Origin of the sequence: Phytoactinopolyspora alkaliphila (genome assembly GCF_010550695.1) — a bacterium.
Classification (GTDB): domain Bacteria; phylum Actinomycetota; class Actinomycetes; order Jiangellales; family Jiangellaceae; genus Phytoactinopolyspora; species Phytoactinopolyspora alkaliphila.
On record NZ_JAAGOB010000003.1, the window covers coordinates 238,529 to 256,673 of the forward strand.

The 18,145-nt window shown below is 62.3% G+C and carries 14 protein-coding genes; 4 read left to right on the forward strand and 10 right to left on the reverse strand.

Annotated elements, in window-relative coordinates; all coding sequences use genetic code 11:
* Positions 1 to 22: 22 nt before the first annotated feature.
* Complete coding sequence (locus G1H11_RS07150) at positions 23 to 1,405, reverse strand: O-antigen ligase family protein (RefSeq protein ID WP_163817474.1); 1,383 nt, start codon at positions 1,403 to 1,405, stop codon at positions 23 to 25.
* 137 nt (positions 1,406 to 1,542) lie between these two features.
* A complete protein-coding gene (locus G1H11_RS07155) occupies positions 1,543 to 2,490 on the reverse strand; it encodes a hypothetical protein (RefSeq protein WP_163817476.1) in 948 nt (315 codons plus the stop codon).
* A gap of 164 nt (positions 2,491 to 2,654) precedes the next feature.
* Here G1H11_RS07155 and G1H11_RS07160 point away from each other — a divergent pair, with 164 nt between their 5' ends.
* From G1H11_RS07160 to G1H11_RS07175, 4 genes are read left to right on the forward strand one after another with little or no spacing between them, the layout of a single operon-like run.
* The gene (locus G1H11_RS07160; protein ID WP_163817478.1) at positions 2,655 to 3,938 is read left to right on the forward strand and encodes a polysaccharide pyruvyl transferase family protein; all 1,284 of its coding nucleotides are present in this window, start codon (positions 2,655 to 2,657) and stop codon (positions 3,936 to 3,938) included.
* Positions 3,939 to 3,967: 29 nt separating this feature from the next.
* The gene (locus tag G1H11_RS07165) at positions 3,968 to 5,218 is read left to right on the forward strand and encodes a Coenzyme F420 hydrogenase/dehydrogenase, beta subunit C-terminal domain (RefSeq protein ID WP_216843529.1); all 1,251 of its coding nucleotides are present in this window, start codon (positions 3,968 to 3,970) and stop codon (positions 5,216 to 5,218) included.
* Positions 5,218 to 6,063 (forward strand): glycosyltransferase, encoded by an 846-nt coding sequence (locus tag G1H11_RS07170; RefSeq protein WP_174257456.1) that lies wholly within the window; start codon positions 5,218 to 5,220, stop codon positions 6,061 to 6,063. The genes G1H11_RS07165 and G1H11_RS07170 overlap by 1 nt, the downstream gene beginning before the upstream one ends.
* Positions 6,057 to 7,043: a glycosyltransferase gene (locus tag G1H11_RS07175; RefSeq protein ID WP_163817482.1), complete on the forward strand. Its 987-nt coding sequence runs from the start codon at positions 6,057 to 6,059 to the stop codon at positions 7,041 to 7,043. The genes G1H11_RS07170 and G1H11_RS07175 overlap by 7 nt, the downstream gene beginning before the upstream one ends.
* Before the next feature lie 515 nt (positions 7,044 to 7,558).
* On the opposite strand, the gene G1H11_RS27395 is transcribed toward G1H11_RS07175, so the two are convergent.
* The 8 genes from G1H11_RS27395 to G1H11_RS07215 form a co-directional block, all read right to left on the reverse strand.
* A complete protein-coding gene (locus G1H11_RS27395; RefSeq protein WP_425501184.1) occupies positions 7,559 to 8,206 on the reverse strand; it encodes a class I SAM-dependent methyltransferase in 648 nt (215 codons plus the stop codon).
* Between the two features lie 108 nt (positions 8,207 to 8,314).
* A complete protein-coding gene (locus G1H11_RS07185) occupies positions 8,315 to 9,406 on the reverse strand; it encodes a right-handed parallel beta-helix repeat-containing protein (protein WP_163817486.1) in 1,092 nt (363 codons plus the stop codon).
* Between the two features lie 235 nt (positions 9,407 to 9,641).
* Positions 9,642 to 11,252, reverse strand: coding sequence for a lipopolysaccharide biosynthesis protein (locus tag G1H11_RS07190; RefSeq protein ID WP_163817488.1), 1,611 nt, complete (start codon positions 11,250 to 11,252; stop codon positions 9,642 to 9,644).
* Between the two features lie 8 nt (positions 11,253 to 11,260).
* On the reverse strand, positions 11,261 to 13,993 hold the full coding sequence (locus G1H11_RS07195; protein ID WP_163817490.1) for an InlB B-repeat-containing protein: 2,733 nt from the start codon (positions 13,991 to 13,993) through the stop codon (positions 11,261 to 11,263).
* Positions 13,990 to 14,916 carry a glycosyltransferase family 2 protein gene (locus G1H11_RS07200; RefSeq protein ID WP_163817492.1) on the reverse strand — a complete coding sequence of 309 codons (927 nt, stop codon included), beginning with the start codon at positions 14,914 to 14,916 and terminating at the stop codon, positions 13,990 to 13,992. Before G1H11_RS07200 ends, G1H11_RS07195 begins: the two co-directional genes overlap by 4 nt.
* A complete protein-coding gene (locus tag G1H11_RS07205) occupies positions 14,913 to 15,854 on the reverse strand; it encodes a phytanoyl-CoA dioxygenase family protein (RefSeq protein ID WP_163817494.1) in 942 nt (313 codons plus the stop codon). Before G1H11_RS07205 ends, G1H11_RS07200 begins: the two co-directional genes overlap by 4 nt.
* Before the next feature lie 17 nt (positions 15,855 to 15,871).
* The gene (locus tag G1H11_RS07210; RefSeq protein ID WP_163817497.1) at positions 15,872 to 17,041 is read right to left on the reverse strand and encodes a class I SAM-dependent methyltransferase; all 1,170 of its coding nucleotides are present in this window, start codon (positions 17,039 to 17,041) and stop codon (positions 15,872 to 15,874) included.
* Positions 17,038 to 18,129 carry a class I SAM-dependent methyltransferase gene (locus G1H11_RS07215; protein ID WP_216843530.1) on the reverse strand — a complete coding sequence of 364 codons (1,092 nt, stop codon included), beginning with the start codon at positions 18,127 to 18,129 and terminating at the stop codon, positions 17,038 to 17,040. Before G1H11_RS07215 ends, G1H11_RS07210 begins: the two co-directional genes overlap by 4 nt.
* Positions 18,130 to 18,145 lie beyond the last annotated feature (16 nt).

The window sequence follows — 18,145 nt, forward strand, 5'->3', positions numbered from 1 at the left end:
GAACAAGGACAGTTGGCTTGCTTCAGATCCTCCGTGTCGGGCCCTTCCAATTCGCCATCAACGGCGTGGCGACGAAGCGGTCGTCGGGCCCTGCAACCTGCAATGGGCGGCGTCCGGCTCCACCGCCGTCCAGGCGCCACAGCGCTCCCATGGCGCCGATGGCAATGAACAGCACACCCATGAAGGTACCGAAGTAGAACGAGTCAAACGTGCCGCTGGCCAGTAAAGCTACTGGTGGCACGGTCGCCAGAGCCTGCGCGAGGTGGCGGGCTTGTTGATCCACGCCACGAAGGCGAATGCTTCGCGCGACGAAGTACGGGACGATGAAAAAGATCGTGACGCCAATGACTCCAATTACTCCGCCCTCGATTAGTGTCACATACAGCTGATTGTCCAGCAGCGTGTATCTCTCAATGACGTAACTCCCTGCGCCTCGGCCGAGCAGTGGTCGTTCCTCCCACAGGTCCATGACATACGCACGTCGCGCGATGCGATCTTGGACGCTGGGATCATTGTCAACGTTGGTGAAGAGCGCTCGGATCGTACCCAGAACGCCTGGCTGCACGGCGTGGAAAGCGACTACCGCAACGCCGCCGATGATCGCAGCGTTGTATCGCTGCCGCCATGGCCAGATCATGGCCATAAGGACGAGGGCAAGGGCAATCGCGAGAGTCGCGGATCTGGAAATGGAGAACGGGATGCCGACGGCGATGAGGCCGGACGCGGCCCATCGCCAGATACGCTGGCGGCGCGTGGTGGCGAAGAATGCGTAATGCAGAGCGATCGGGAGCACCATCGCCAGGACGACACCGAATTCAATGTAATGACTTGCGGTGGACGCCACACGTGCGAATCCAGGGCCGCCTCGCTCCCCGATGCCGATGAGATCCGCGTTTGGTCGCAAACCTGGGATACGGATGTACTCAACGACGTTGATGATCCCGGTGAACTGCAGAGCACCTATGAGGCCCATCAAACCGGCGAGCCCTACCAGAATCATCAGGAGTCGGTCTAGCTGTCGCCGACTAGAGATGCCGTCCGCCGTCGCCAGGGCTATTCCGGCCATCGCGAAGGTGAAGATCAGCCAGCGATTCGCGCTGCTGGACTCGACGTGGGGAAGTCCGCGGTCGAAGCCGACCGCATACCCGAAGAGCTGCAGGGCGATGAACCAACCTACGATCCACCGCACCGGCTGGACACCACTCGGCAGGCCGCGACTTGTCATGAACGCGAGTCCCCAGAGGAACAGCAACATGAGGCCAACGGCAACCGACGGGCGGCCTACCGCCCCCATTCCGCCAATTACCAAGCGTGCGGGAATGAGGAACTGCAGCAGCAAATAGGCGATGAGTAAGCCCGCAGCGGAGAATTGCCATCTTCTGATTAGGAGAGGCTGCTGCGCCATCTCATCGGCGACCGTGGGCCAGCGAGGCACCTTGAGTATGGCAGGCGTCCACCGTGAGTATCGGCCCTCACCGACGCGGGGGCTCATATAGCGTCCCCGAATGCTGGCACCACTCGATGGGCCGGGGCGCAGCAGAGTCATCTGTGCTGAGACGTCCGTTGCATGTTCTCAGAGTCGTCTGAGTTGGGCGAGACCGGAGCTTTGTCAGAGTCCTCGGGCGGGCCGTCAGGCCGTCTGTCGTGTTCATTTGTAGGGACATGATCCCTCTTAGCTTCACCGAGCAGTGACGCGTGGGGCCGTTGGCCGGTGGGAATGCGCCGGCGACCGGTGCTGGGAGCCCATTGGTCGACTGGACTTCCGTGGGAGTTGGCAGGTATGCCATCGACAAGGGAGATGGGCTCAGTGCTCACGATCGGAATGTCGTCGAGGGTGAGTTGGCCGGAATTCTCATCGATCGGAGTAGATGGCGTCATGTCGTTGCGCCGGCGTCGTTTTGCCCGGGCTCGGCGGAAGATCCCGACCATGTCGTCGAACATCACCGCGATCAGCAGAGCAAGGGAGGCTCCCAAGACTCCGACCACCGCTTGGACCCGAAGTTGGCTGTTCTCCACCACGCCTGTAACGGAGGGGGACTCCAAGACCTCGATCGAATAGTGCGCCCGCTCGGGAAGACCAGCGTCGCTCTGCCGCGATTCCAGCTCTTCCGATGCCTTGTTCAGCACCGCCGAGCTGATCTCTTCCGCGGCTTGACGTGACTCGGCACGAGTGACGACCTGGAAGATGCTACTGCGGGGCGCTGCCTTCACTTCGTAGTGACCGGCCAGACCCTCGCTGGCAATCGAGCGGCGAGTCTCCGTGCTGTTCAGCACAATGGCCAGCGCTTCTTGAGCACCGTTGAGACTGCTGTACGGATTGGGTATCTCGGACAGCACGCGTGCCGGCGTGAGCATCGCCGATGCTCGCGCCTCGTACTCGGGGTCCTGTTGAGTCCCGGCCTGCGTGACGGCGTATCCCGTCAGCGCCAGGAGAGGCAAAAGTATGTACCAACGCCGCAACGCGGCAACGGTGATTCGCCAGACGTCCACTTGCCCCCCTCACGCGTAACAGCTGCGCCCCCAAGCGCTTTACGCTGATGCGCGGTACCCGATCGGACCTAATGTGCGCATTCGGGTTCATCGTACGCGTCACTGACGTATCCGGCTACACGAGATGTGTCGCGCAAAGAGGAAAGCTCCGGCATACTGGCCGCATGGGGGGCATACAACTGTGCCTTGCCGGTGCCTCCATCGGCAATGGCAATCGAGGGGTGGAGGCGCTCGGACGGTCAGTGCTCGACGTCATCGACGTACAGGCACCTGGCTCACGGCTGAGCGCCTTCGATGACGGGTGGGGTGTTCGAGTCGACACGTCAGGCCGTTACCAGGGCTCAGAAGTCGAGTTCGTGGGTGTTCGGCTATCACGCCGGTGGCACCGGCCGGAGAGCTGGGCGCAGATCCGCGTAGCTCAGCGGCTGGGTGGCTTGGGAAATCCGGCTGCGCGGAGGATCGCCAGATCTGACGCGGTCCTGGACATCAGCGGTGGGGACAGCTTCACCGACCTGTACGGCGAGACCCGGCTGCGGTCGGTCTCGGCACCCAAAGAGGCGGCACTTCGTGCCGGACGGCCCTTGGTTCTGCTGCCGCAGACGTACGGGCCGTTCAATACCGTGAGCGGACGACGGCTGGCCGAGAGGCTCGTCCGGTCTGCCGCACTCGCCTACGCGCGGGATCCGGCAAGCTATGAACGTCTGCTGGAGCTGGCCGGCTCCAGCGCCGATCCGGCTCGGCTCCGTAGCGGCGTCGACGTGGCGTTCGCGCTGGAACCCCGCAGACCGAGTCATCCCATCGCGGAACTGATCGAGGGCCTCCCGGGCGCGCCGGTCGCCGGCGTGAACATCAGTGGCCTGTTGCGAGACGCTGCCGCGATCGAACGGTTCGGCCTGGTCGGAGACTACGTGGCCACGATGGCTGATGTGGTTCGGAGCCTGGTCGATAGCGGTGCGCACGTCGTTCTGGTGCCGCACGTGCATGTACCCGGTGGCGGCGGGGAGAGCGACATCGCGGCCATCAGCGCGGTTGTCGAACGTCTCCCGGAATCGGCCCGGCAACGGCTCACAGTGGTGCCGTCCGAACTCGACGCGGCCGAGATGAAGTGGTGTATAGCTCAGTGTGACTGGTTCGTCGGCAGCCGCATGCACGCCACCATCGCGGCGCTCTCGACACGTGTACCGGCGTGCGGATACGCGTACAGCGACAAGACGCACGGGGTTTTCGACACCTGCGGCGTGGGACACCACGTCGTCGACGCCCGGCGGGTATCCGGGGCTGAGGCGGTTGAGGCGATGGTCACCTCGTTCGCTACCCGAGACGCCGTCAAGCATGATCTTGACATCCGAGTCCCCGAGGTGGTGGAGCGTGCCAGGCAGCAGCTGACGGACATCCTGGACGACGTACGGGCATGGAAGAAAGGCCTGACGCTGGGGGCCATCGCGTGAGGGGGCGCGGCCCGGCCACCATCCAGGATGTGGTGGACGCGCACCTGTGCTCGGGATGCGGCGCATGTGCGTACCTGGAACCGGACTCGCTCACGATGGTCGACGTGCCCGAGTTCGGCCGGCGCCCGCTGCCGATCGTCTCCATCAACGGCGGCAGTGAAACCGGCGGAGCGAACGGCCCCGGAATCGGCGTCTGCCCGGGTGCGGGGCTCTCGCATGAGAAGGACGCCCTGAAAGATGCTCCGTTCGGCGGGGAATGGGGGCCGATCCTCGAGCTCTACGAATGCTGGTCCACAGACCCGGACGTGAGGCATCGCGGTTCCTCCGGCGGAGTGATCAGTGCACTGTCCGCCCATGCGGTGGCCTCCGGCTCGGCTGTGGGCGCCCTGCAGGTGCAGGCCCGCAAGGACGCGCCACTGCAGAACGAGACGGTGCTGAATCGGACCTACACCGACATCGTCGGCGCCGCGGGCTCCCGCTACGCGCCCGCAAGTCCATGTGAACGGCTCGATCTTGTGGAGCAGGCCGAGGGGGAGTGCGTTGTCGTCGGGAAACCGTGCGACGTGGCCGCCACGGTGGGCGCCGCCAAGGCGCGGCCTGAGCTGGGCCGGAAAATCGGCCTGACTATCGGGATCTTCTGTGCCGGAACGCCGTCGAGCCGCGGAACCGAGGAAGTCGTCCGGCGTCTGGGGGAGGACCCCGCGGACGTGGAGCGTGTCGACTACCGCGGCGAGGGCTGGCCCGGACGGTTCCGGATCAAGACCACCACGGGCGTGGCCAAGTCCTTCAGTTACGAGGAGTCCTGGGGCGAGACGCTGCAGAAGCATCGTCAGTGGCGTTGCATGATCTGCCCGGATCACACCGGCGAGTTCGCGGACCTCTCGGTTGGCGACCCCTGGTATCGCAAGCTCAAGGAAGGTGAGCCGGGACGCTCCCTGGTCGTGGTGCGTACCGAAGCCGGCCGCAAGGCGTTGCACGCCGCCCTGGCCGACAGAGCGCTCGAAGGGCATCCCATTCCGCTCGAACGCCTCCCGCAGTCGCAGCCGAACCTGGCGAGCACGCGTGGAGCCGTGTGGGCGCGGGTCCTGACGATGCGGCTCGCCGGTCTGCCGGCCCCGACGTTCTCCGGTCTTCCGTCTTTTCGGTCTTGGCTCCGGCTCCGCCCTCGCGTGAAGCTCTCCTCGATGGGAGGAACCCTGAAGCGGATCAAGCGGCGGGGATTACGAGATCCAGAGTCTCGCAGCTATCCGAATCGGACCGCCTTCGAGGAGGTGCCGTGATGGGTGCGCGCGCCGACATCATCATGATCACGTACCGCAGCGCACGCTACCTGCACCTCAGCCTACCGAGGCTTCTCGACACCTGCGGTGAGAACGACAGGGTGTGGCTCTGGCACAACGGCGACGACGAAGAGACCATCGAGGCGCTGCGGCCCTATTACAAGGACGCACGGGTGTATCGGCACCACCACAGCCGCGAGAATGTCCGGTTGCGGGAGCCCACGTCGTGGCTGTGGAGCGAATCGGACGCGCAGTTCGTGTCCAAGGTCGACGACGACTGCGTCGTCACGCTCGGGTGGCTCGACACGTTCGCGGCGGCCCACCGGGACAACCCGGAGTTCGGCGTGATCGGCAGCTGGCGGCATCCGGAGGAGGACTTCCGGCCCGAGCTGGCCGCCAAGAAGATCCAGACCTTCCGCGGCGGGCACCAGTTGATGCGCAATCTCTGGGTGCAAGGAAGCGGCTACCTGATGCCCCGCTCGCTCGTCGACAGACACGGCCTGCTCGGCGAGAACGAGTCGTTCACCGGGTACTGCATCAGGACTGCGCGCGGGGGTGCGGTGAACGGCTACTACTACCCATTCGTGCGCGAAGACCATATGGATGATCCGCGGTCTCCGCACACCTTGATCCGCACTGATGAAGATCTGCGAGCACGGATGCCGTTGTCTGCCCAAGCCAACGGTGTAAAGACGGTGGGTGAATGGGTTAGCCAGATCAGGCAGAGTGCGTACGTTCTGCAAGACGCATCTTTGGACCCTCGCGACCACAAAATGTGGCGTCGAAAGCTCGCGTCTGCTAGGCGGCGAGTACGGAAATTTACACGTGGATCGGCAGGATGGTGATGCTCACGATCCCGTGCCCCGCAGCCGTCGGAAGAGTAACGGAGCAGCCCGACGTCGTAGTCATTGTCGTGACCTTCAACAGCGCCGATGTGGTAGAAACCTTCCTCAATGCCATGCCAGCAGCATTGGAAGGTGTCAATAGTGCGCAGGTGATTATCGTAGACAACGAATCTTCCGATGGAACGCCCGCGAAAGTGCGACAGATGGCGCCATGGGTCGTGGTTCTGGAGTCCGGGGGAAATCTTGGCTACGCGGCTGGTATCAACATCGGCATGAGGCACCTAAATGCAACGCGCGGCTTCATGGTGCTCAATCCGGACGCGGTCCCGAGAGCAGGATGTATTCGGCGTCTCATGAACGCCGTTGAGAGCGACGATTCCTTGGGAATCTCTGTCCCGAAGATCGTGGACACAGAGGGCACCTTGAGCTATTCGCTCCGCCGTGAGCCTTCGATCGGCCGAGCTCTTGGTGAGGCATTGTTAGGTGGCCGCCGTGCTGCCAGATACGGCCCACTCAGCGAAATGATCCGTGATCCTAGCTACTATGTCGATAGAGCCAAAGCCGACTGGGCTACGGGAGCCGCTATGTACATCGCTCGGAAGGTCGTTGACGCCATAGGATCATGGCCGGAGGAATATTTCCTCTACTCAGAGGAGACAGCCTATGCGCTTGGTGCCCGTGATGCCGGTTATAACCTGCAACTTGTAGCGGACGCTGTGGTGGTGCACCGCGGAGGGGAGATGACCACATCACCCATGCTCTGGAGTCTCCAGGCAGTTAACAGGATCCGCCTATACCGGAGCCGGCATGGGCGAGTGGCTAGTGGCTTCTACTGGTGTGCTGTTACGTTGAACGAGGCGATACGGTCGGTACGTCGAAAGCCGACGCATCGAGCAGCAGTCGTAGCGTTGTTTCGGGATGCGAGTCCACGCCGTCTTGATTCAAAGAATAAGAGACTTGTGCATCAGCGGAGTGACTAGTGAGGAGACGTACGCTCGTCGTAAGTGCTGTCCTTCTCGCTATCGCGTGTATCGAGTCTTGGATCTTTCTCTTCCCGCCCATTGATAGTCCAAGGGCGGCTGATGCCATCGTGGTATTTGGCGGGCCTGGTGATCGAAACGCGCTAGCATCTGAACTCATAGATCAAGAAATGGCGCCTGTAATCGTTGTTTCCATTGGCGATGTACGTCGGTGTAAAGATGAAGATCCGCGTGTAGAAGTAATCTGCTTGACGCCAGAGCCAGCGACTACTCAGGGAGAAGTTCGCGCGTTCGCTCGTCTAGCTAGGGAGCGAGACTGGGATAATCTACTGGCCGTTACAACGGCTACACAGAGCGTGCGCGCGAGATTGCGATTTGGGCGGTGTTTTGATGGTCAAATTCAATATGTTGCCATGAGAGAGACGTTCTTTAAGCAAATTTACCGCGTACTATACGAGAACGGTGCAATGGTCAAAGCCCTGACCGTTGAACGCGAGTGTTGAAGGGCTCTCATGTCAGCCGTTGACACTCCCCGAACCAAGCGTCTTTGACGTGACGAAGAGTGTCATGGCAGGCAGGAATCCCGTCGCGCGCCGGACGTCAGCCGGCACGCCAAGAGAGTGCAACGACCGACCAGTGAACAGGCAATATCGTGACAAGGGAAACGGACGGCCGAGCGCTTCAAAGGCCCGTTCACGTGCGCTACGGGGCAACCAATGTAAGAATGGAATGCCCGTATGCAATTCTACTGGGAACCGTCTGTTTGGCGTAGTGTGTGCCCAGCCCCGTCGCGAAACTCTGGCGCTCTCCGCGAGAAGTGCTCGCGCACCTTCCTTTCCGCCGAGGTGTTCGATGACGGCGTTTGAGACGACATAATCGAAGGATTTGTCGCGAAAGGGGAGCCTTCTGCCGTCACCTCTGACGGTCGGCAGGCCGAGAATGGATCCGTCAACGGTTTCGTACGTAAGCGCAACGACATGGGCGTGTTTGGCCAAGCCTCGCTCGACAAGGGATTGAGTTCCGACCCCAGTTTCCCCGCTTGCGCCTATGACCAGAACAGACGACCCTGGCTCTATCCAAGATTTCAACGTACGCAGTTTGCGTTCTCGGGACGCCATGCTCATCTTGCGAGCAGGTCGGCGTAAGAGGCGAATCATGGGCATGGCGGTTCCCCCTTGGAGCTCCCTGCGAGCGTTAGCTTAAACCTTGATCTTATCGTGCCGGCACGATGACTATTCGTCTGCTGCCGACCGACGGTGTGGGCTTGCACGTCATCTTACGCTCTCGCCGGTGTCGTGGTACACGTTAGATGATTCCCATACTAGTCCAGGTCCAGTGGAAACTACGCCGTAGCGGAAGTCCCTGCCGAACTCATTGTTGCGGAAGATGACTGATCCACCTTCGAGCTTTCCGGCATTGATGGTCATATTGCCACCGTTCATTAGGTTATTCTCGACCACCACGTCATCTATAGGTGCTAGCAGACTTCCGAACTGAATTGCGGCATTCATTGGGTCATTTGTGGAGGGATTGTATGCTTGAAGGTTATTTCCACGGATAACTATGTTCGTGCCGCTGCGAATCTGTATTGTGTCGTGATGTCCGTCCGGAACGCGTGTTAAATGGTGAATATAACTATCCTCGATCACCACATTGTGGCCTTCGATGCGTGGACCATCGTAAACGCTGTGGATATTGACTCGCCGCAGTGTATATTCGCCACGGAGGATCGCGATCGTCGCGGTAGCGTTATTCCCGTCTATCTCAGTGTCCTCGACTACGAGGTTGCGGTATCCGGATTCGATATCGATGGCGTACCTGCCGGTGCTAAAGATCCTGGAGCGTTTGATCGTCACGTTGTTGGCTTGCACCTTGACAGTGCCCTTGATGTCGAGTGCGTCGATGACAGTGTTGTCTTTCGTGATCGTCAAACTGCCGGAGGGTTTCAGCGTGACGCCGGGCGGAACGCCCGTCGTCTCATCACTGGGATAGCCGTCGATGTCACTCGGAGGAGGTGTTGTTGGCTCAGTCGTAGGATCGTCGGTGGCGGGAGGTGGCGGAGTGGTCTCGTTGTTCGTAGGCGGGGATTGGGTCGGGTCCTCGCTTGGAGTTGTCTTTGTCGGCTCGGGGGAGACGGAAGTGGCGGTAGGACTTGGATTGGTCGATGGTGGATTGACGGTCGCTGTAGGAGCGGGACTGTTGGATGGTCGGCGATACGAGCGTCCCGGTGGGGATGTCGGCCTGCGGGGCGGCCAGTCCTTGCGGATCTCGGGTCCGTGGTCGGAAGATCGTGCCGTGGAGTCGACGGCTTCTGCGCTGGCGCTGGACGTCTCGGGCATAACGGTGTCGGACGCGAGCGCCACGCCCCCGATCATGGCGGACGTGGCTAGGGCGGCTAGCAGAGTGGATCGACTCCGCCTGCCCGGGCGGCCGCGAGTCGCACGGTACTTGGCTCGATCTTTACCTTGCACTGTTCTTGCCCCCAGATTTCTGGCCCGTGGTGACTAGGCCGTCGTGATGATTTCGTTACCGACGCACCACTGAATCAGGTGATCTTCAATATGGCAAGTTCTGGGCCTCGTGAATTTCCTTGAGTATTCAAGAACCGCTCACATTCTGCTTGATCTTTATGGTGCGATCTGCGTCGTCATCATCGGTTTCCACCATGGGATCGAGCGGGTCGACGATGTGGGATTGGTGTCGCCTATTCGAGTGATTTTTGATCTTGTGAAGCGCCGAGCGCGTCATCGCCCGCAGATCGGGTTCAAGGAGAAGTAGGGTTCCCGCAGCGATGGTCGCACTCAACGCGCCGGCCACGGCGAGCCCGAGAAGTGGTGAGCTGGCGGTGATCAATGCTGCCGTGAACCAGCCTGAAATGGCTCCGACCGATCCTGCGACGAAAGATGGAAAATATGCGCCAACGCCCGATCGCAAAGATAGCGAGGTGAAGCGAGAAATGATCACTAAGTGGATGCCGGTGATGAGCACGCCGTAGATTGCGGCACGCGAGACCGACACCCAGAGGGCTTGTCGATCTTCGGGCATGTCTTGCAGCAGCAGGCCGGCGGCGGTGAACGTCCCTACGCTGACGGCAGCAGCCAGCCACGTGATTCCCGCCTGGACGAACGGACGGCCCAGCGCTTGCACCAGTGGACCATCAAGGACGATCACGACGCGGATCAAACCGACCAGGCAGAGGACCTGGAGCACCGCGACCGTGCTGTTCCATTCGCTGCCCAGGAGGCCGACGAGCGGCTCCGCGACACCTGCCAGCACTCCAAGCACGGGAAGAGCTGCGATTGCGCTTACTCTCATCAATCTGCGAAGCCGTCGCGCGAACTCGTCATGCTCATCTTGGTGTGGTGACAACTCGGGGAGGGCAACCGTCTGAACAGGGCGCGACGCAATGGTGACGATCATGTCGATGAGGCGCGATGCAAGCTGGTAGATGCCCACAACGAAGGGTCCGAAGAAGATCCCGATCAGCAGGACATCGGCGCGATTGTTCGCAAAGACCGCGATGCTGGAGAGGAACGAACCCGTCGAGAATCCCAGAAGATCCCGAGCGCATCGAGAAGAGAACCGGAACCGTGGCCGCCAGCCACTGACCGCCCAGAGTACCGCTAGGGAGACAACCGAGGTGGTCAGCTGCTGGGCAACGATGGCCCAAGCGCCCCAGCCAATGAGAGCTCCGACTATTCCGATCACGCCGCCCGCGCTGACTCCGATGAGGCTTCGCGCGGCCAGTGCGCGGAAGTTCATGTGGCGAGTAAGTAAAGCTCTCTGCACCGTAGTGAGCGCCTCAACCACGACGAGCGCCGACAGTGCCATGATGATGGGCCGAAGCTCCGGCAGATCATTGACCCCGGCCCACCACCCGGCGAATGCGACGCTCGCCGCAGTCAAAACACCGCTGATCGTCAACACCAACCAGAACGCGGTGTCGAGATGCCTCCCGCTCAGATCCTTACGTTGAATGATCGCCGACGCCATGCCCTGGCGCTGAACCATCTGAACGAAGGCCACATAGACCATGGCCATCGCAACCACGCCGTACGTGCGAGGACCAAGTAGGGCCGCCAGCGCGAAGGAGATCACCAATGTGAGGACCTGGCCTCCGCCGTCCATCGTGAACGCCCAGCCCACCGACCGAAGAAACCCAGCGCGGCCGTGCGTCGATCGCCGCGTGGTGTGCTCGTCCGGTGCCATGGGGGTGGTCACAAAGGTGAGACGACGACGTCGCCGAACGTCGCGTCGACATGGTGGGCGATGAGAAGGACGGAACCAGTTGCGGGTCCGTCGTCCTCGACGAGGGTCAAGCCCCAGGCCGCGGGCTCTGTCGAGTCTTGCGGCCACCATTTATAGCTGTACCGGTAGCCACCGGAAACGCTCTCGACTCGGGCCTTCATGACATAGGTGGTATTGAAGTCCCAACCGGTGTTCTTCCGAGTCAACGGAGATCCATCGTTTCCGATGAGCTCGAATCGCCCGCCTTGCTGCCAGCGATGCCACGCAAACGCTCCGGTGGGGTACCAGCCTCGGGCGGGTTGCTCCGATCCGACAGTTGTGTGTCCTTGCCAGTGGAGCCCAAGGCCCACGAGAGGCGCACCACTTTGTGGCGTCCCGGCACCTGGTCCGAGTTCTCGAACGGTCACGGGCACCGTCACCTCATAGTTCTCCCAGCCTGTGTGACCGACTGCGACGGTGCGGTCGTATCCCATTTCGGTAACCGTGAGGCCGTTGGAGCTCGATGTCCATTTGCCGTCGACTACCTGAGCGGTGTGGTTGGGGTTGGTTGACGAACCCCACGAGACGTTGTGCGGCAGAGTCGCGGCCTGGATGTCTTTTCGCACAGTGACAGACTTGGTGGTAGTAGCACCGGTAGTATCGACCGCGGTGATCGCAACTGTATTCGCCCCGTTGTTGAGGTTGCTGTAGAGGATTTCAACGTTGAAGTCGCCGGTGCCGTAAAGGCGACGTAAGTCCGGTCCGCGTTGAAGCGTCACTGGCGAACCGCCATTCAGGCGGTACGTCAGGCTCTGGACGCCGTCACCATCCGAGACGTTTCCCAGGATATTGACCCACTTCTGGCTCTGGCCGCGCGCGCCGAATATCTGATCGTCGCCGTACCACACGTCGATCACCGGCGGGTTCGACTGCGCCTGCGAGAATGTGGCTGTGACGGACTTGTTGCCGTCCATCGTGACGTCGGTAGTCGTGTTGGTTCCTGACGCGGCGCCGGACCATCCTGCGAACTGCCAGCCCGACGCCGCTTGCGCTGTCAGCGTCACCACCGTGCCGGCGGCGTACGAGGTCTGGTTGGGGCTCTTGCTGATGGTTCCCTGTCCGACTGCGTTGGTTGTCAACGAATATTCGGGGTTTGGCTCGGGATCGCCTGGATCCGTGTTCGCGAGATCGACAAAGTAGTCGATCTCCGCCGTGAACGCTGGATACGGCGAGCCGTTGCTGGCGAAGGGGCCGATTCGGCTGGCTTGCAGTACATGATCTGCGGTGCCAGCGCTCGTCCATGTGGTGCCATTCGTGGAATAGCTCAGCGCCCACGAGTCGTTGGTGCGTTCGAGCCGGAGAAGGACTTGGGACGAGGCGCTGATCGTCTTGCTGAACAGTTGCGCTGACGCCCCGTTGACAGTTCGCGCGCCGTAAACACGCAGCGCTGATCCGGTGGAGTGCACGTCGAAGCGGAGCCAGTTGGTGGCATTCTGCTCCACCAGGATGCCCTGGGTCTGGTACTTCTGCGATGGCACGGAGGTGAACCGTACTTCGGCTTGGAAGTCCGTGTCGGCGACGGGTTGGGTCACTCTCAGGGCGCGATTGGTGCCCCAAATGTCATAATTGGTGCCGGACGGAACAGAAAGGCGCAATCGGCCGTCGTTGACTGTCGCGTTGCCCTTCCCGGCGGGGTCGGTGATGGCCCACAGGCCGGTGTTCAACGACCCAGACGCGAAATCGTCGGAGACGAACGCCGCCTCACCCGGTGGTTCGGCCTGCGCTTCAATGAATGTGGCGTTGACGGTCTTGTTGCTGTCAACGGTGACATCGATGGATGCGGCGGTACCTGAAGCGTCGCCTGACCAACTGCTGAATTCCCAGCCGTCCGACGGCTGGGCCGTCAGCGTAACTGTGGCTCCGGCCGGATAGCTCTGTTGGTTTGGTGATCTTGTGATGCTTCCTTGCCCACTAGTAACCGTATCCAGAGTGAAAGTGGGGTCAGGATCACCGGGATCTCCGGGGTCACCAGGATCAGGCGCGGCAGTATCGATGAACCAGTCGACCTCCGCCGTGAAGGCGGGGTACGGAGAGCCGTTGCTGGCGAAGGGACCGATGCGATTGGCCTGAAGAGGGTGGGTGACCGTCGTCGTGTTGACCCAAGTGGTGCCGTTGGTGGAGTAGGCGAGTGTCCAACTATCGCCCTCGCGGGTGAGTCGGAGCTGAACTTCTGGGCCAGCGCTGATGTTGGACTGGAGAAGTTGCGTGGACGAGCCGTTGATCGTCTTCGCTGCAAATACACGGAGTGCCGAGCCGGTGGAGTACACATCGAACCGGAGCCAGTTCGTTGCATTCTGTTCCACCAGGATGCCTTGTGTTTGGTACTTCTGAGTGGGAACAGTGGTGAACCGGACCTCGGCCTGGAAATCCGAATCGGCGACGGCTTGTGTGGCCCGCAGCGCGCGATTCGTTCCCCAGATGTCGTAGTTCTTGCCCGACGGCACAGACAGCTTTAGACGGCCGTTGGCGACTGAGACGCCTCCCTCACCAGCGGGATCGGTGACTGTCCACAAGCCGGTGTTCAGTGTTCCGGATGCAAAATCGTCTGAGATGAACGCCGGATCGGGGTCCTCGGCGCTCGCGGGCTGCGCGATGGCAGTGCCCCCCGCTAGTACGGCGACAAGGCCGAGGGCTAGTGACCGGAAGCGGATGCGGGCGTTCATGATGCGCTCCTCGTGGGAACCGATTGCGCACTCGGTGCGCCGACCGTGGTCCGCCGAAATAGCCTCGATGCAGCTTCACGCGCGAGCGTTCGTCGATTACGACCACACCAGCGTCCAATAGCCGCGAACGTACGGACGCGTTCAGTGGGCGAGACGGGGCTTCTCGCCGTGGCCCTGACGTACTCCCGCAAGAGCCTCCATTGTGGAGCACTGCGTTTGCCATGCCAGTTGGGGTCAAACCACAAATTGCGCGCGCGTGAGTCCCGATATTGATGTACAGAACGTTGCGCATGCTGCCGATGCAAAAAGAGAACTTCCGGCACTTCGTAAAACCTGCCGAGGAGAGCAAGTTCAAGGAAGAGAGTACGGTCTGAGCTTGTGTAAGGGCCGATACGCGATGTCTGAAGTAGCTGGCTTCGCCGAACCAAGCCGAACGACTCCATGCAGGGTGAGGGGTCGAGGATTACTGACGCTACGCGCTTTGACGGTGTGATTTCGGTGGCATAGCCTGGCAGATCGTGTACATGCACCACGTCACCGCGTTCGTCGATGTCGACAGCGCGGGTGTAGGCGAGGGAGACCTGCGGATCATCGTCGAGCACCGTGACACAAGCACTCAGAAACGAGGGTTCAAGAAGGTCGTCATGCGCCGCCCACTTGAAATACTCACCACGGGCGAGGTCAACCAGGCGGTTGTAATTCCACGCCGCACCGCGATTGGCCTCACTGCGGTGCACTGACACCCGGCCGTCCCTGGCTGCTGCTTCCTCACAGATCACCGCGGTGGCGTCGGTCGAACCGTTGTCGGCCAGAAGCAATTCGAAGTTCTCGTAGTCCTGATCAAGAATCGACTGTATGGCAGCGCCGATGTAGGACTCCCCGTTGTAGACGGGGAGCCCTACGGTGACACGGGGATCGCTCATGCCTTGCTGGATCCGTCCGGTGTGAAGACCAGCACCGCATCTTCGGGGACCTCGCCGCTGTCGTACTTGGCGACGACGTCCTCGGGCATCGCGGACTCGTCCGACATGCGGCGGAAGTCACGCAGCGACGTGCCCTCCGGGTACGAGTCGGCGTTGGGTGCAGCCTTGCCGACCCGCAGGTCGGCGATGTTGACGGTGCGGAAGTCGATGCTGAACCGGCTGCGTCCCGAGGTGTTCGGGACGGTCGAGTGCATCTGCTGACCGGAGAAGACCACCAGACCACCTGGCGGGACGACGAAGCGGATCTGTGGGTCCCGTTCGATGTCCTCCGGAGGATGCGGCTGCTTGCGCTCGTCCTTGTGGATCTGGCTGGCGGCTTGCGCACGGCCAACGGCGTTCCAGTTGTAGTAGTTGAACTCCTCGGAGTGGTTCTCCACGCCTTCGGCCCAGTAACGGGGGTGGAACGCCATCGAACTCTCCGACTCGAACGGGTAGATGGGCATCCACCAGTTGAGCTGAGCCAGCGGTGCGCTCCACCAGGTGTCACGGTGCAGCGGATGCGCGTACCCGACACCTGCGGTGAGGTACGCGTCGCTGGTGACGCCGCGCAGGCGCGGCACGTCGAGGTAGGTCTCGTCGAGATCGCAGCCGAGGTTCGAGAGCACGTCGCGCATGAGCCGCTTCGTCTCCGGGTGATGGATGAACTTCGGCTTCAGCGGGCCGAAGATCTCCACGAAACGCTCGACGCTCATGTCGAACTGTGCGGTGACAGGGTCATAGGGCGCGAACGCGTCCTCGAGCATCTCGGCGGCGAAGTCCCGCAGCGCCTGGGTAGCCTCGGTCGCGGTGTAGATGAAGAGCTGCCCCGCGTAGAGGCGCTCCCGGCGGATGTGGTCGGCGTCGACGCTGTCGATATAGACCGTGTTGTTCGTGTACATGCTCCCCCTCCAAGTACTTATACGAGCGCGACGTCTGAACTGACGCCGAGCATGGCCAGCTGGCCCTCGATCTCTTCGCGGTATGCCGGGTTGGTGACGAGCACCCGGCTGACATTGGTGCCGACCAGGGAATCCGGTGTGCCGATCTCGTTCCCGGTGCCGGGCAAATGATGGCCGGCCTTGCGCGGGTTGATGTCGACCACCGGAATCTCGCCCCGTGGGTCGACGGCATTCAGGAAGTTGACGCCCTTGGAGCCCGCCCCCCACATGGCCACGGTCTCACCCTTCTCCCGCAGCGCGGCGATCTCGTCACGCCAGGACAGCACCGCGCCCTGCCAGCGGGACGCGAAGCCACGCACCAGGGAGATGTGCTGAGCGACAGCGGTGGACTCCAGTGCGGCTGCACTGACGTCTCTCTCGGGGCCGTCGGTCACGGGCGCTTCCACGGACAGGAACTGCCCGTGGAAGGACGGGCGCAACGACATGGCAGAGAATCCGACCCGGCGCATCAGCGCGGCCAGGGACCCGGCGGAGAAGTAGGAGACGTGCGGGTAGATGCAGTCCCACAGCCCGTCGGGCCCGAAGTTGAACTCCGCGGCGGGCACCTCGAAGTAGTGCAGCGCCTCGCGCGGGGCGGACGCGGCGAGCGGGCTCAGCAGGCCGGCCGGGTCGCCTAGATGCTCCAGCACGTGCCGGCAGACGAGCAGGTCGTACGGATCCGTCTCGTCGCCCGGGCGGAAGTAGTCCTGCACCAGGGTGACGCCCGGGATGGTCGTCGACGGTTCGACCGTCGGGTCGTAGCCGGTCCCGGTGTTCCCACCCGCCTCGGCAATGGCGGCGAGAAAGTCACCCTTGCCGGACCCGATCTCCACCACGTGCTTGCCGCGGATGTCGTACCAGTCCACGAGCTGTTTCACCAGCTCGTCGGCGTACTGCTGGAACGTGCCGGAGAAGTGCAGGGAGCTGTCGTAGGTGACGTCGTACTGCACCCGCCCGGGGTCGAACGCGGTGTTCTGCACGTGGCCGCAGACCAGGCAGACGGCCAGCTTGAGCTCCCCGCGCACCGCGTTCCGTGCGCTTTCGCGGTCAGGGAAGAGTGCGCCGGCCAGGACGGGGGAGTCTCCGAGATCGGCGACCTCCTCCAGGAGCCCCCCGCCGCAGGCCAGGCACATGTCCAGGGATGTCATACCGCCTCCAGGGATGGCCGCAGACCGAGGGCGTCCAGGTCGCTCCCGATCTCCTCGAGGTAGGCGGAGTTCATCGCGATCACCAGATCCGGCTGGAACTCGGTGAGCTCCTTCGGGGCGATGATGCGGTGCCCGCTACCTGCCATGTACTTGCCGTGCTTGAACGGGTTGATGTCGACGGCCGCTGTCACGAGGGCGGCGTCGTCGCCGAGAGCGGCCAGGAAGGCCACTCCCTTGGAACCCGATCCCCAGATCACGCTGGAACCACCCTGGGCGGCCACCGTCTGCAGCCGGGTCCGCCAGCGGCCGATCATCTCCGCGTGCGCGGCCGCGAACCGGTCCGCCGCGCTTCCAGTGGCCGCGTTCTCGTCGTCGCCCTCGGCAGCGTCCTCCGCCCCCGGCGTGGCCGGACGTGCCTCGATGATCAGGTACTGGTCGTCGTAGGCGGTCCACTGGTCGACGATCTCGAACCCGGTACGGCGGAACAGCCGGGCGAGCGAGCCGGCGGTGAAGTACGTGCAGTGCTCGTAGTAGACGTCCCAGAACGCGCCCTCCTCGAGCACCCGGCTGACGTCAGGAAGCTCGAACAGCACCACGGTGTCGGTGCGCTCGCCGATGGACTCCCGCACGGTGCGCATCCAGTCCGCCACCGGCGCGATGTGCTCCAGGGTGTGGCGGCAGATCACGGCGTCGGCGTCGATCAGTGGGAAGTCCTCGGGGAAGAACCCCTTGACCCAGGTCAGGCGATTCGCGACGTCGTCGTCGATCCGCTCCGGATGCACTCCGGGATCCACGCCGATGCCGCTCGCAACACCGGCCCGGACCATCTCGGCCAGGAACTCTCCCTTGCCGCAGCCGATCTCGACGACCTTCTTGCCGGCCAGGTCATAGCGCTGGACCCACCGCTCGGCGAGGTCCTTGATGAACTCGCGGAACAGCGGCGAGAACCCCTGGGTCTCCTCGTAGTCCGACGAGTAGGCGTTGTGCGAGGGATCGAACAGCTGGTTGTAGACGAACCCGCACCCGGTGCAGAACGCCAGGTCGAGCTCTCCGCGCGGAAAGTCCAGCGCTGTTTGCTGGTCGTCCACCAGCAAACAGCTGTGT